A 14,812-nucleotide genomic window follows, 5' to 3' on the forward strand; every position below is an offset into this window, starting at 1 on the left:
TGTGATTTGACACAGCCTGGCTGCAGCAGGTGGATGACCAGCCCGCATACGGGCTGGCTAAGCTGGGGGCCTACGAATCCTGGTGCGCGCTCAGCACGTGGCTGAGAATCTCCAGCGCCTGGCTGAATTGCGCATCCGGAATAGTGAGCGGATAAAGGAAGCGAATCACGTTGCCCTGCGGACCACAGGTCAACAACAGTAAACCGCGCGCCATGGCGTGTTGCTGGATGGCCTGAGCGGTTTGCGCCTCGGCAAACTCCACCGCGACCATCGAACCTAATGCGCGGATATCGGTAATCGCAGAGCAGTGGCGACGTGCCTCATTGAGGAATTCGACCAGTTGCGCACCCAGTTTCACTGAGCGCTCACACAGTAGTTCTTCAGCAATAATGTCCAGCACCGCATGCGCGGCGGCAATCGCCAGCGGGTTTCCGGCGTAAGTGCCACCCAATCCACCGGGGCCAGGCGCATCCATGATCTCTGCGCGACCACTCACCGCAGACAACGGCATGCCGCCCGCCAGACTTTTCGCCATAGTGATCAAGTCTGGTTTAACGGTGTAATGGTCCATGGCAAACAGCTTGCCAGTACGACCAAAGCCGGTTTGCACTTCGTCGGCAATCAGCAGAATGCCGTGTTGATCGGCCAGTTGGCGCAGGCGAACGAAGAACTCAGCAGGGGCGATGTGGAAACCGCCTTCGCCTTGTACTGGCTCCAGCACAATGGCTGCCACGTCTTGCGGCGCGATGTCCTGAGTGAAGATGTCTTGCAGGCTCGCCAAAGCATCATCAACGCTGATACCGGTCACGTTGTTGGGGTAACGAGCGTGCCACACGGAAGCAGGCATCGGGCCAAAGTCACGCTTATAGGGGGCCACTTTGCCGGTCATCGCCATCGTCATAAACGTACGACCATGGAACGCGTTACCGAAGGTGATAATGCCGTGACGGCGTGTGGCGGCGCGCGCAACTTTAACGGCATTCTCAACCGCTTCAGCACCGGTTGAGAAAAAGGCGGTTTTGGCTTTACCGGCTATGGGCACCACGCTGTTGATGCGCTCTGCCAGGCCGACATAGCTCTCGTAAGGCGTCACCTGGAACGCGGTATGGGTGAATTTTTCTAACTGTTCCGCGATGGCTTTCACGATGCGCGGATGACGGTGGCCGGTGTTGAGCACCGCGATACCACCAGCGAAATCAATCCAGCTGTTGCCTTCAACGTCACGCAACGTCGCATTCTCTGCCTGATCGACATACCACTGGCAAAGATTACCGGTGCCACGTGGGAGTGCGTCATCTTTGCGTTGCTGCAGCTGGCTGTTTTTACCTTCCATAACCTTTCCTTAGCGATAAGCGTCTTTACAAATCACGACAAACACGCTTATTTATCCCTGCGCTAAGGTTTGTTGCCAGAGCCACTTTTATAGAAAAGGATGGAGCCAATTGCGGAGTTTGTACGCCGATCATGTATTAGAACGTTTGCAGTTTATGCCGGAAGGAACGTTGCAGCAGCGTCTGTTGGCGTGTATGCAGGCGGCGATTGTTGAGGGGATTTTTCCACGCGCCACGCGATTACCGGCCACGCGCGATATGGCACGGGAATTATCGGTGTCACGTAATACCGTACTTAACGTTTATGAAAATTTGATGTCACAGGGCTATGTTACCGCGCGCACCGGCAGCGGAACCTGGATCGCCGAAACGCTGCCTGAAGGGTGTTTAAACAGCCCGCGCGGCGATGACCTGACGCTGCCGCTGAGCGTGAAAACGGCGGCGATTTCTAAACGCGGTGCATCGCTGTTGGGCCATGCCAACGCCTCGCCTTATCAATGGGGCGCGTTTGTGCCAGGCGCACCGGACGTGACGCAGTTTCCGCACAAACTCTTTAGCCAGATTCAGGCGCGATTAAATCGCGAGCCTGATATTGATCGACTAATTTACAGCAGCAATGGCGGCTGTCCGCTATTGCGACAGGCACTGGCGGACTATCTCAGCGTGGCCCGATCGGTGCGTGCGGATGCGGATCAAATCATCATCACCGAAGGCATCCATCAGGCGGTTGATCTGGTCACGCGCGTACTCTGCGATCCGGGTGATACCGCGTGGATTGAAGAGCCTGGCTACTGGGGAACCCGTAATCTTTTACGCATCAATGGGTTGAAAATACAGGCCATGCCGGTCGATGATCAGGGCATTATTCCTGACTTACCGCCGCGCAGTCGGGCGCCAAAAGTGATATTTGTGACACCGTCACACCAATACCCATTGGGCGTTCATCTCAGCCTTGAAAGACGTAAGCAGTTGCTGGATTTAGCCAGCAAACATAAAACCTGGTTGATAGAGGATGACTACGACAGTGAGTTTCGCTTCGCGGGGCAGCCATTTCCCTCGCTGCAAGGTTTTGAGCCCGATGCACCGGTGATTTACATGGGCACGTTCAGCAAAACGCTCTATCCAGCACTGCGACTGGGTTATCTGGTGGTGCCAAAAGCGCTGGCTCAACCTTTGCGCGTTGCGGCGGCGGAACTCTATCGTGGCGGGCATCTGCTGGTGCAGCGGGCGCTGGCGGAATTTATCCAGAAAGGGCATTACATGGCGCATATCCGCCGTATGCGCAAACTCTACAGCCAGCGTCGTCGCTTTTTAGCGGGTCTGATTGAGCGCTATCTTGGCGCTGATTTTATGCCGCGCGTCAATCATGAGGCGGGCTTGCATCTGGTGGTGAACTTACCGGCTGGATGTGATGATGTGGCGATTGCCGCACTGGCGCTGCGGCGCGGTGTGAAGGTTAGACCGTTGTCGCAATATTACATGCACCAGCAAGAGCGACGGGGCTTGCTGCTGGGTTATGCCTGCGTGGATGAACGTCAGTGTCAGGATGCGTTTGGTGTATTGAAGGCATGTCTGGTGGAGAGCGGGATTTTAGCGCGTTCGTAGACGTGTACGGCTGTAATCCTGGCGATAGGCGGCCCGGGGGCCGCGTCATTCAAGACTAAGCGATGCCGTTTAAACGCTGCACGACATCGGCACTCAACACCAGATCGCCACTGGCGAGATTCTGCTGGAGATGTTCTGGTGATGATGTGCCAGGAATCAACAGAATATTTGGCGAACGCTGAAGTAACCAGGCCAGGGCAACCTGCAATGTAGTGGCATTCAACTCTTCGGCCACGGCGGTAAGCTGCTCGGATTGCAGCGGTGAGAAACCACCCAATGGGAAGAACGGCACATAAGGAATGCCCTGCGCAGCCAGTTGATCGACCAACGCTTCATCCTGGCGATTTGCCAGATTGTAGAGATTCTGCACACAGGCGATGGGCGTCATTTTCTGCGCATCTTCCACTTGTTTGGCCGTTACGTTGCTCAGACCAATATGCTTAACCAGTCCGCGCTCTTTAAGCTTGATCATCGCTTCGACCTGCGGTTCCAGTGAGCCTTCTGCAGGTGCGTGCACGTCGAGCATCGAACGCAGATTCACGACTTCCATCACCTCCAGACCAAGATGGCGCAGATTGTCTTCTACCGCCTGAGTCAACTCATCGGGCGAGAAAGCGGGCAACCAGCCTCCTTTCGCATCACGACGAGCACCGACTTTGGTGACGATCACCAGATCGTCGGAATAGGGATGCAGAGCTCTCTTTATCAGTTGGTTAGTAATGTGCGGGCCATAAAAGTCGCTGGTATCGATATGATTCACGCCACCAGCCACCGCATCACGTAGTACCTGTAATGCCCGATTCTCATCGGCTGGCGGCCCAAACACGCCTTTGCCGGCCAGCTGCATGGCGCCATAACCGAGGCGTTTAACCTGACGATCACCCAAAGTATAGGTATTTGCGTTGTGAGACATGGAAACCTCCTTCGTCGATGTGTGTACAGATTGTAATCGACGCATGGCTGTGCAACTATCCGGTGAAATCAGGACACAGTGTGCGGAATGGCGAACAATGGCATTGGATATTGCACTGCTACATGCGGTGGTGGCCGTGGCAAAAGCGGGCGGATTTCGTGAAGCCGCCCGCATGACGGGAAGCAATCCTTCTCGTTTAAGTGACGCCGTAAGACGAGCGGAAGAACAACTAGGCGTTCGGTTATTTAACCGCACCACACGCACCGTGGTGCTCACCGAAGCGGGCAGAGCGTTAATGTCGCGCTTGATGCCAGCGATGAACGAAGTTGATGCTGCTCTGGATGCACTGAATAATTTTCGTAATACGCCGGGAGGGACACTGCGTTTGAATGTCCCCGTTAGCGCTGCCCGGTTGGTGCTGCCCTCCATCGTGCCTGGCTTCCTTGAGCGCTATCCCGCCATTCAGTTGGAGGTCGTGGCGGAGAGCAACGTGCAGGATATTTTCCGCGATGGCTGTGATGCCGGTATTCGTTACGATGACCACCTTGAACAGGATATGGTGGCATTGCCAATTGGTCCGCGCAGCCAACGTTTTGCTGCCGCCGCTGCGCCTGGCTATCTGGCGAAGCATGGCATGCCGCAACACCCCCGCGATTTAATGAAGCACCGCTGCTTGTATGGTCGCTACGCGACGGGTGTCATTGCCGATTGGGAGTTCGAAAATGGGGATGAGGTCGTGCGCTTACAGCCGAAAGGTCCATTGATTTGCAGTATTGGCGCGGCAATGGATCTCACGGTTTCTGCTGCTGTTGCAGGCGTGGGAGTGGTTTATTTGTTCGAAGACTGGATCAAACCCGCCTTGAATGACGGTAGTTTGCAGCCGATTTTACCTGAGTGGTGGCAGAGATTTTCCGGTCTGTGGCTCTACTATAACGATCGCCGGCTGATCCCGGCACCGTTACAAGCCTTCCTCGACTATGTGCGCGAACTCAATGCGCAGCAGCAGGCGGGTTAACCAGCAGTCCGGACATCAATACGCGAAACGCATCAACCGCGCGCGGAAGCGCAGCTACCGGTTCGCTGGAGGCGACAATCCACAGCGCGGCATTTAATGCGGCGCCATTGACTAAATGTGCGGCCGCTTCAGTATCCATCGGCTTCACCGTGCCCTCTGCAATCAGTGCAGAGAGCCTGTCTGCAGTGGTGCGCAGACAGGCAGTCTGATTGGGCCACTGTGAAGGATCGCCGAGCACAGCGGGACCATCAAGCAGCATGATGCGTTGCACCTCTGGCTCCAGTGACATCTCAATGTAGGTTATCGCTTCTGCCAGAAAGGCATGCCACTTTGATTCAAACTGCTGCCCAGCGGCATGCATCTGCACCAAAATCTCTGCGTCGATCTGGTCGATAACGGCTTGTAATAGGCCCTTTTTATCGCCGAAATTGTGATAAAGCGCTCCCCGCGTCAGCCCTGCTTCAGCGGTCAAATCATCCATTGATGCGGCGTTATATCCTTTCTCTGCGAAGGCCCTTCGAGCAGCCTCAATCAATTTTGCCCGCGTTTCTTCTACCTGTTCTGTTCGCCGTTTGGCTGCCATAGCAACTCCCAAAATTTGCATTGACATACGATGCGTATGTTATCCATATTAATACATACGCGGCGTATGTTAAAGCGATAACCGGCTTAGCTACCCGGTTTCACCCTTTTTTTCCATCAGGAGTGCGATTATGAACAAACGCAATGCCATTTTTCCAGCGGGACGTCAGGCGCTGTATGAAATTAACCAATATTCTGCCGCAATACGTTCCGGAGACCTGTTATTTGTTTCGGGGCAGGTAGGAAGTCGGGAGGACGGTTCTGCGGAACCTGATTTTGCAGGTCAGGTTAATCTGGCGTTTGAAAACCTGCAGGCCGTGCTGAAAGCAGCGGGATGTACGCTGGGTGATGTGGTGGATGTCACCAGTTTTCATACCGATCCTGAAAACCAATTTGCCATCGTGAATGAGGTACGTTTACGGCATTTTGGTGAAGCGCTGTACCCAAACTGGACGGCAGTGGGGGTCAACTGGTTGGCGGGGTTTGATTTTGAAATCAAGGTGATCGCGCGAATTCCTCAATAGTTCAGCGTGCCGCACAGGGAGGTGTGTCTGTTGAATCAGCGCACCCGGCGCATAATCTGCAATACCGCCAGGGCAATGAGTGCAGAAATGGCTGCCTTAATCAACAGTAGGGTGAAATCGTATTGATCCATCGCGGCTTCACCATCACCGTGTGCGCTCACTGATTGGCCGACCAGACTATCGGGTATAAGCAATAGGCCAGCGATTAGAATCGTCAGAAAAATCACAATTTTCATTCTATTTCACACTCTTCCCAATTTGTGAAAATACAACGTTAGCGTTTTTCAAATGCTAGTGCTTTAAGCAGATTTAGCCAGGATGTTTTGTTGTTCAAAAATTCGCAGCTGAGATTCTCAATCGTCATATGCTGCGCCATGGCCGCAAGACGTAGTAGGTTGTAAGCATCATCTTCCCCTAACTGAAACGCTTGCATCACCTGTATTTGCGCGGAGAACAGGTACCTGCGCGCGCGCAGACGTTCCTCCTGACGCTTAAGTTGTTGTTCCAGTTGGGCAAAACGCGCTGCACTCTCAAGCGCCAGCGTGAAGGCAGTCATCACGCCGTCGAAGCGCACCGGTTTACGCATATAGCTGTCAATTTTCTGCTCAGTGATCCACTGCAGTCGCGAAGGTGTTTCCATCGCGGTGAGCGCAATTTTAGGTAAGGGCGGCCAGGGCAATTTGTTGGTGGGATGAAACAGCGCTGGGTTGTCGCCATCGAACACCAGTAACTGTTGCCCGACGAGCTGCTCTTCATCTGGGAAGGCCGGGAAAAATTCTCCCCGAATGCCCATACGGGAAAATTGTTGCTCCAGGTGATGATTATCACGATCCGCACAGCCCATCACGCACACTTTGAGTCCGCGCATTTGCACGTTTTTTCGGCTCATGTGCGCTCTCCATCCTGATTCAGATTATCGAGATCGGTCCAGGCTAACCAGGGATCAGGCTTTACCGGTTGTGGTGCCTGCCAAAAACTTTCTAGCTTGCCATCATGACAGCGCGCCAGATGCGGCGTCAGCCAGCTGTGATTATTATCGGCATCAATTCGGATCGGTCCGGCGGGGGAATCCATCTCATCTTTAAGCACGGCAGCACGCACGGCCTCAACGTCAGCATCACCTTGACGGTTGATAGCGCGCGCCAGCAGGTGTCCCGCCAACCAGGCACTTTGGCTGTCAACGGAGGGGGACACGTCTTCGCCAAAACGCTGGCGGTAGCAGCGTAAAAAATCGTGGTTGGCGGCACTGTCGATGGACTGAAACCAACTCGCTGAGACCAGATATCCTTCAAGAGCTTCTGCGCCAATCATGTTCACTTCCGGCTCGCACAGCGTCAGGCTTAACTTTAAGACGTCGTTGAGCCAGGGCTGCTGTTGGCTGGCCCGATGCCAGGCACGGTAGAAACTGTACGCACTTTTTCCCACCATGGTGTTGAGTAGCACCCTGGGCCGCTGCGCGATAATATCGGTAATCAGCTCATCGACATTCTCTTCACCGAGCGGCAGTAACTTGCTGGCTAATACTTTGCCACCAGCCGGGATGACCGCTTCACGCGTGATGCGATCCATCTCCCATGACCAGACGTAATTCGACCCCACGTGATACATCGCGACATCCTGCTGCTGCAACAGCCAGTTCAGAAGCGGCAACACATGCTGATTGGGCGTCGCCCCCAGATAAATTACGCTGTTACTGCTTTCAAAACCTTCATAGCGTGCGGAGTGCCACAGCAGAGCGTTGGCAGATTCGATGAGCGGGAGAATGGTTTTGCGGGCCGCTGACGTGTAGCAACCAATCACATGACGTACACCGTGGCGATAAAGTAAGTCGTGGCAGTCGTCATAATATTTATCCAGCGAACCGCCAGGGTCACGCACCACTGGCGCGAGGGTGAAGTGATAATCAGGGTTGGCGTTGATCTCTTCAATCGCCAGCAGGATGCCGTTGAGCATTTCGCGGCCGATCACGGCATAATCGCCGGATACGGAGTAAAGGATGCCAATCGGAATGACACTCTTTGGCGGGGGTGTGGCAGACATAGAGTCTCCTGGTGATTAAACGTCTTTCCTGTTCTGGCGGCAGGGTGGCCGCCAGAACATAACGACTTACATCAGCTTTAATAAGAGCGACTGTTGCACCGTTGAAGACCACGACAGTCATAACAGGCCGCTCCTTGTGTTTACTGGCTGGACGGCATGACCAGTGGGGTGTAATAGTGCGGCTGGCGCATCAATACCAAATCCTTTCGTCTCACTACATGATTAGGATATGCGGTTTCCGCTGACCCGGTAGTCATATCCAGCACCGCCAAGCCATCCGTGCCCGGCACTTTGATTTCGGTACGTGGAAACGCAAACGTATCCGGGCCAAACACACCGCTCAGCCCAAAACTCATGCCGGTCGCTGGCGTCCAGTTGGCAAAGGCCAGCCAGACATTATTCTCGCCCGCGCGTACGCGAGGTAATAGCCAGTGATACGGGTCGGCACCGCGCGGAATCGGCCAGGCGTGCGGGATCTCCGTCCCCGTATGCGCCAGCGGGATCGGCGTGTTGAGCAGGGCGGGACAGGCGATGATGTCGCACCCTTCCAGTGCCAGAATGCGTGCTGCCTCTGGTACCAGCAAATCTTCACCCAGCAGAATTCCCACGCGTCCACAGGGTAGATCGCAGGTCACCCATTGATTGCCTGCACTGGCCCATTGCTTATCGTTTTCGCTAAGGTGAATTTGTCGATAGTGCGCGTTCAACCCCGCGCTGCTTACCAGCAGCGCACTGTTATAAAATTGCTGACCTTCGCACTCGGCAAATCCAGTTAACAACGCGATATCCAGTTCAATCGCCAGTTTCAGCAGGCTCTGAATTGGCGCATCGTTTAGCGTAAGCGCATTATTCTTACCTTCGCCCCCTGTCAGCGCTCGTTCTGGCAAAATCAGCAGTTCAGCACCGCGTGATTTTGCCTGTTCGGCCCAATGACGGATCACCGAAAGATTTTCAGCAATGTTATTGGCCGGATGAAACTGCGCTACAGCGATACGTGAATCTTTGGCGGCAGGCAGGGGATCGCCGCCGTACAAGCCAAAGAAATCCTGCGGATTCCACATAAAGGTATTGGTCATCAGGCGCTGATACAGCTCAGGGCGTCGTTTGCGCAGTGAAGGATTCTCCGCAGACAGCGTTAACTCGGCTGCTATCACGCCATCGCCGCTATCACGGCTAGCCAGAACGATGCCATTCTGGTCAACGATACAGCTGCCGCCGCTGAACTGTACGCCGCGCTCCCAGCCCCAACGATTACTTTCAATTAAGGCGCAGCCATTCTCCCAACCGCGATTTAACCAGTAGGGCGCGGGTGTCCGTTCAGCCAACCAGTTACTGATATGACAGATAATTTGCGCGCCGCCTAACGCCGCCAGGCGAGCGGTTTCGATAAAATGGATATCCATGCAAATCAGCAAGGCGATATTACCAATTTCGGTGGCAAAGACCTGATGCCCGGCATCACCGTTGGCAGCCCACTTGGGTTCAGAAATATAAGGGTGGGTTTTGCGATGAACGCCAATCACACCTTGCGGGCCGACTAAAACAGCACTGTTGTAATAGATTTCTGTGACAGGGTCACGCTCCGGCATACCAAACACCAGATAACATTGGAACTCCCGTGCGATAGCAGCGAAAGCCTGACTGGTCACGCCATCAGCGGTTTCTACAAAAGGTGCAACTTCCGCACGATCCTGCCAGCAATAACCGGTGGTAGCCATTTCCGGCATGACAATCAATCGCGCGCCATCACGGGCCGCCTGGCTGGCAAGTTGCAGCAGATGAGTGACGTTTTCATCTTTGCGAAATTGCGTGGGTTCAAACTGAATTGTGGCAACCTTAACGTTCATTATTCAGCCTCCTTACTCAGCAATGGATTGAAGACGGGCTTTGGTCCCTGATAGGCATCAGAAGGTTTCCAGTTGGTCTGCATATCTTGCGGGAACGTCTTGAAGTAATAGCGACCGCGCGTAGCGACGCTGATTGCAACGTGCAGCAGAGGCCCCACCAGCATGGCGATGAACGACGCGTACACCATAGGATAAACACCGAGTACGCCAGCGGCACCAATGGCCACCGCAACGCAAAGGGCAATGACGCCGCTGGGGTTCCACATCCACAGATACTCTTTGCGGAATTCGACAAAATCAGACGGCGCAAGGTGCAACACTTTGCGGCAGACATAATAGTCAGCGAGGATAATGAACACCCAGGTATTGGTCAGAATGCCGGTAATCGACAGGAAAGTGCCGGTGTACTGCAGAATGTTGCAGACGTAGAACACCACGCCGAGCAGCCAGACCAGCAGCATCCACCATTGACGGCCTGGACGATAGTTAAACGCCATATCCATGGTATTCGACAATGCGATGGATCCGGAGTAGAGGTTCAGCACGTTAATACGAATCTGTGTAATCACAGCAAACAGCACGCCGGTCAGCCCAATAATCAGCGGGAAGACGAAGCCTGGATCTAATGCCAGTGACCAGACATCCTCTCCCTGAATGTGTGGCATCAGGGTATAGGCCATAAAGGCGCCGAACAGCATCACCACCACAATCGGAATCAGCATCCCCAGCATAATGGTCGCCGTGCCTTTATGGCTGATACCAGGACGAGCGAAGCGGCCATAATCGGTGGCCATCAGGCCCTGAAACACAATCTGTCCATTGGCCATGTTCATCACCAGCCACAGCGCATTGCTGTCGACTTCAGCTTTAGGCTGCCAGCTACTGAAGCCCACAGACGGATAATGGTGCGTGAGTTGCCAGATGCAGAAACCGAACAGCAAGATGAAGATCGGCACGCCCCAGGTTTGCAGGAACTGCATTGACGACATGCCTTTCCACACAAACCAGATTGCCGCCAATCCCATTAATGCAAAAATCGCAATACCCGTGAAGGAGTTAACCGGGACGCCCGCGTAGTTCGCAATGGCATGCGACACGATGGTGCCTTCGAACAAGAAGTAAAAGATGAAGTTGATGGCATAGATTAGCGAGGTAAAAGCCGACCCCATATATCCGAAGCCCAGGCCTCGCGTCATCAGATTGAGCGACAGGCCCTCTTTACTGGCCATTTTCATAATGCAGGAACCGATTATGGTGGCAAACACCACCATATAGGCGATAGGTAACAGCAGCAGCGGCCAGCCGACCTGATAGCTCATATCCGCGCCGAGGCTGAACCAAAACATGGCGGTCGAGTTTCCCAGTAACACTAAAATGATGGCCGGGATCGGCCAGCGATAGTGGGAGGGAACACGCCCAACGGCATAATCTTCCACGGCTTCCGCTTCGGTGATGTCTTGAGGTCCCTGAAACCACGCTTTTAACTTGCTCATAATTTTACTCCAATAAAAAAAGCCCCGCCGACAGCATTGCCGGTGGGGCTTCTTCGCCTGAATTCGATGTATTGGAGTGGCAGAGTGCCACAAACCGCTTACCAGACTACGGCGCCTGTTCCTGACGTGCAGGATGCGGTAGACAGTAATAAGCAATTACCGTGCCAGAGGGTAAATGAGAGTGTTTCAACACCTGATAGGCAGTTTTCCACGTGAACGAGCCTTATGACGGTGCAACTTGCACCGTCATTGATCGTGCTAACGTTATCTGCCAATCAACCAAATGGGTTGTTATTCGAGAGGGATGAGTGAGCAAAAATGAACGGGCTGGGCAATCGACAGGCAATAAAAAAGCCGATGACTGTTGCCAGTTATCGGCTTTTCGTTTGAAGCGAAATTACGCGTTCAGCAACTGATTCGCGGTTTTCTCCACCAGCGCCAGCAGGACTTTGATGTCTTCCAGCGTCACGGTTGGATTCAGCAGCGTCAGTTTCAGGCAGGTAACGCCCTGGTTTTCAGTCACGCCAACGTTAGCGCGGCCTGAATCCAGCAGAGCATCGCCGATGCGCTGGTTGAACAGAGCAATCTGCGCGGTATCGGTCAGTTGCTCTGGACGGTAGCGGAACAGTACGCTTGCCAGCTGTGGTTGCATCACCAGCTCAAGGCGTGGTTCTGACGCAACAAACTTCGCCACTTCCTGTGCCAGCGTCACACCGTGGTCGATGATCGCGGCATACTGTTTCTGGCCCAACGCTTCCAGACCCATCCACAGTTTCAATGCATCGAAACGACGCGTGGTCTGTAGAGATTTTGAAACCAGGTTAGGAACACCGGCTTCTTCATCGAACTCAGAGTTCAGGTAAGCCGCCTGATAACGCATCAGCTCATAGTGACGCTCGTCTTTCAACAGGAATGCGCCACAGCTGATGGTCTGGAAATACTGTTTGTGGAAGTCGAGAGTCACCGAATCCACTAACTCCAGGCCGTCCAGGTAGTCACGATACTTTTCAGACAGCAGCAGTGCACCGCCCCAGGCTGCATCGACATGCATCCAAATGTTGTGCTCAGCCGCGATGCCCGCGATTTCGCGAAGTGGATCAATCGCACCCGCATCGGTAGTACCAGCCGTCGCGACAATCGCCAGAATCTGCTCGCCATTGGCTTCGGCCTGCGCCAGTTTGGCTTTCAGGTCGTTAACGTCCATGCGTGCGAACTGATCAGACTTCACCTGCACCACAGAATTGTAGCCGTGGCCAAGCAGCGCCATGTTTTTCTGTACCGAGAAGTGCGCGTTCTCAGAACACAACACTTTGATCTTACGCAGATCGCCAGTGATGCCGTCCAACTGCACTGAATGACCTTGACGCTGATAAAACGCATCACGCGCCAGCATCAGACCCATCAGGTTGCTTTGTGTGCCACCACTGGTGAACACGCCAGCATCGCCTGCTGGGTAACCCACCTGTGCACGCAACCATTCGATCAGTTTGACCTCAATGATGGTGGCAGAAGGGCTCTGATCCCATGAGTCCATACTCTGGTTGGTGGCGTTGATCAACACTTCTGCAGCCTGGCTAACGACCAGGCTAGGGCAGTGCAGGTGCGCCACACATTGTGGGTGGTGCACTGACAGGCTGTCTTTCAGGAAATACTCAATCGCGCGTTCAATCGCGGCCTGGTTACCCAGGCCGTTTGGATTGAAGTCGAGCGTGATACGCTCGCGCAGTTCGGCAACGCTTTTGCCTTGATACATCTCAGGCTGTTGCAGCCACTGCACAACCGCGGCGCTGCTTTGGGCAATCGCCTGCTGGTACGCCTCAATGCTTTGTGCAGAGGCGGCCAGAATCGGGTTTACTTCAGACATTTACTCTTCCAATCAAACAGGTTTGACGCCAGCGCCAATCAGCGCCTGCTCAAATTTATCCAGGAAAATCGCCAGCTCTTCGTTGGTGATCAGCAGTGACGGCAACAGACGCAGTACTGCACCGTGACGACCGCCACGCTCCAGAATCAGACCTGCTTCGAAGCACTTCTTCTGCAGCAGTGCAGAAAGTTCACCATCAGCCGGCAGGCTACCCATATGGTCAGCCGCTTCGTTTGGTTTAACGATCTCGATACCGATCATCATGCCCAGACCGCGGATGTGGCCGATAACCGGGAAGCGTTTCTGCATCTCAGCCAGCTGTGCTTTCAGCCATTCACCTTGTTCAGCCACTTTACCGGCGATGTTCTGCTCGGTCAGGACTTTCAAGGTGGCCAGACCGGTTGCCATCGCCAGCTGGTTGCCGCGGAAGGTACCGGTGTGGTGACCTGGAGACCAGGCGTCGAACTGCTTTTTGATACCCAGAACAGCCAGTGGCAGACCACCGCCTACTGCTTTAGACATCACGATAATGTCTGGCTCAATGCCTGCGTGTTCGAAGGCAAAGAATTTGCCGGTACGGGCAAAGCCTGCCTGAACTTCATCAAGAATCAGCAGAATACCGTGTTCCTGAGTGACTTTACGGATGCGCTGCAGCCACTCGACCGGAGCAGGGTTCACACCGCCTTCACCCTGAACGGCTTCCAGGATAACGGCTGCAGGCTTGCGCACGCCGCTTTCCACGTCGTTGATCAGGTTTTCGAAGTAGTAAGTCAGGGCTTTCACACCCGCTTCACCGCCGAGACCCAGTGGGCAACGATACAGATGCGGGTAAGGCATGAACTGCACTTCTGGCATCATGCCGTTAACGGCTTCTTTCGGTGACAGGTTGCCAGTCACAGCCAGCGCACCATGAGTCATACCATGGTAACCACCAGAGAAGCTGATCACGCCGCTACGGCCAGTGACTTTCTTCGCCAGCTTCAGTGCTGCTTCAACCGCATCCGCACCGGAAGGACCGGTGAACTGCAGGCAATATTCTTTACCCTGGCCAGGCAGCAGCGAGAGCAGAGATTCTGAGAATTGATCTTTCAGAGGTGTTGTCAGATCAAGAGTATGTAACGGCAAGCCGCTGGTAATGACATTTTGGATGCTCTGCAGAACATCAGGATGGTTATGACCAAGTGCCAGCGTCCCTGCGCCAGCCAGGCAGTCAAGATATTGTTTATTCTCGACATCTGTGATCCACACGCCGTTGGCTTTGGCAATCGCTAAAGGCAACTTGCGCGGGTAGCTCCTGACGTTTGATTCAAACTCAGCCTGACGGGCTAAGAAAGCGTCGTTGTTTCCATTGAATGCGTTGGCACCAAAATTATCAATACGGACTTTATCCGTCATCATATCTCTCCTTCAACCGGGGCTCGTGATGGCTGGCCGATTGACTAGTTGAACAAAAAAGTATCAGTGGTTTAAAAAACGCGGCCAATATAGAGCCTTTTGACGTACATCACAATGATTTATTTTGTTTAGATTTGTTTATTCTTTTCATATAGGAATCAGGGCGTTGGCCACTAATTGGCCGGCTATTTTAGCGCCAGCAG

Annotated in this window: 13 protein-coding genes; 3 read left to right on the plus strand and 10 right to left on the minus strand. The window is 53.9% G+C overall.

All coding sequences use genetic code 11. The features are described 5' to 3' along the window. Positions 1 to 70: 70 nt before the first annotated feature. Positions 71 to 1,333, minus strand: a complete 1,263-nt coding sequence (gabT, locus tag WFP70_RS06340; protein ID WP_337022989.1) for a 4-aminobutyrate--2-oxoglutarate transaminase — start codon at positions 1,331 to 1,333, stop codon at positions 71 to 73. Between the two features lie 109 nt (positions 1,334 to 1,442). On the opposite strand from gabT, the gene pdxR reads away from it, so the two are divergent. Beyond that, a complete protein-coding gene (pdxR, locus tag WFP70_RS06345) occupies positions 1,443 to 2,936 on the plus strand; it encodes a MocR-like pyridoxine biosynthesis transcription factor PdxR (RefSeq protein ID WP_337022990.1) in 1,494 nt (497 codons plus the stop codon). Between the two features lie 55 nt (positions 2,937 to 2,991). Here pdxR and WFP70_RS06350 read toward each other — a convergent pair whose 3' ends face one another. Continuing rightward, positions 2,992 to 3,849 carry an aldo/keto reductase family oxidoreductase gene (locus WFP70_RS06350; RefSeq protein ID WP_337022991.1) on the minus strand — a complete coding sequence of 286 codons (858 nt, stop codon included), beginning with the start codon at positions 3,847 to 3,849 and terminating at the stop codon, positions 2,992 to 2,994. A gap of 97 nt (positions 3,850 to 3,946) precedes the next feature. Here WFP70_RS06350 and WFP70_RS06355 point away from each other — a divergent pair, with 97 nt between their 5' ends. Further along, complete coding sequence (locus tag WFP70_RS06355) at positions 3,947 to 4,864, plus strand: LysR substrate-binding domain-containing protein (RefSeq protein WP_337022992.1); 918 nt, start codon at positions 3,947 to 3,949, stop codon at positions 4,862 to 4,864. On the opposite strand, the gene WFP70_RS06360 is transcribed toward WFP70_RS06355, so the two are convergent. Then, entirely contained in the window at positions 4,839 to 5,447 is a 609-nt protein-coding gene (locus WFP70_RS06360; RefSeq protein ID WP_337022993.1) for a TetR/AcrR family transcriptional regulator, read from the minus strand. The genes WFP70_RS06355 and WFP70_RS06360 overlap by 26 nt on opposite strands. A gap of 130 nt (positions 5,448 to 5,577) precedes the next feature. On the opposite strand from WFP70_RS06360, the gene WFP70_RS06365 reads away from it, so the two are divergent. Beyond that, positions 5,578 to 5,970, plus strand: coding sequence for a RidA family protein (locus WFP70_RS06365; protein ID WP_337022994.1), 393 nt, complete (start codon positions 5,578 to 5,580; stop codon positions 5,968 to 5,970). A gap of 35 nt (positions 5,971 to 6,005) precedes the next feature. Here the strand turns inward: WFP70_RS06365 and WFP70_RS06370 are convergent, their stop codons facing one another. From WFP70_RS06370 to WFP70_RS06400, 7 genes are all read right to left on the minus strand, one after another. Next, on the minus strand, positions 6,006 to 6,206 hold the full coding sequence (locus tag WFP70_RS06370) for a hypothetical protein (protein WP_337022995.1): 201 nt from the start codon (positions 6,204 to 6,206) through the stop codon (positions 6,006 to 6,008). Between the two features lie 38 nt (positions 6,207 to 6,244). After that, a complete protein-coding gene (locus WFP70_RS06375) occupies positions 6,245 to 6,859 on the minus strand; it encodes an ANTAR domain-containing response regulator (protein ID WP_166934381.1) in 615 nt (204 codons plus the stop codon). Beyond that, entirely contained in the window at positions 6,856 to 8,010 is a 1,155-nt protein-coding gene (locus tag WFP70_RS06380; protein WP_337022996.1) for a transporter substrate-binding domain-containing protein, read from the minus strand. Before WFP70_RS06380 ends, WFP70_RS06375 begins: the two co-directional genes overlap by 4 nt. A gap of 140 nt (positions 8,011 to 8,150) precedes the next feature. Then, the gene (locus WFP70_RS06385) at positions 8,151 to 9,857 is read right to left on the minus strand and encodes a nitrilase-related carbon-nitrogen hydrolase (RefSeq protein ID WP_337022997.1); all 1,707 of its coding nucleotides are present in this window, start codon (positions 9,855 to 9,857) and stop codon (positions 8,151 to 8,153) included. Continuing rightward, positions 9,857 to 11,350, minus strand: a complete 1,494-nt coding sequence (locus tag WFP70_RS06390; protein WP_337022998.1) for a purine-cytosine permease family protein — start codon at positions 11,348 to 11,350, stop codon at positions 9,857 to 9,859. Before WFP70_RS06390 ends, WFP70_RS06385 begins: the two co-directional genes overlap by 1 nt. A gap of 397 nt (positions 11,351 to 11,747) precedes the next feature. Then, on the minus strand, positions 11,748 to 13,214 hold the full coding sequence (locus WFP70_RS06395; RefSeq protein WP_097117899.1) for a pyridoxal phosphate-dependent decarboxylase family protein: 1,467 nt from the start codon (positions 13,212 to 13,214) through the stop codon (positions 11,748 to 11,750). 12 nt (positions 13,215 to 13,226) lie between these two features. Continuing rightward, positions 13,227 to 14,609 carry a diaminobutyrate--2-oxoglutarate transaminase gene (locus tag WFP70_RS06400; RefSeq protein ID WP_034829839.1) on the minus strand — a complete coding sequence of 461 codons (1,383 nt, stop codon included), beginning with the start codon at positions 14,607 to 14,609 and terminating at the stop codon, positions 13,227 to 13,229. Positions 14,610 to 14,812: the final 203 nt, after the last annotated feature.

This window comes from Pantoea sp. USMM079, from assembly GCF_037153115.1.
Lineage (GTDB): Bacteria > Pseudomonadota > Gammaproteobacteria > Enterobacterales > Enterobacteriaceae > Pantoea > Pantoea communis.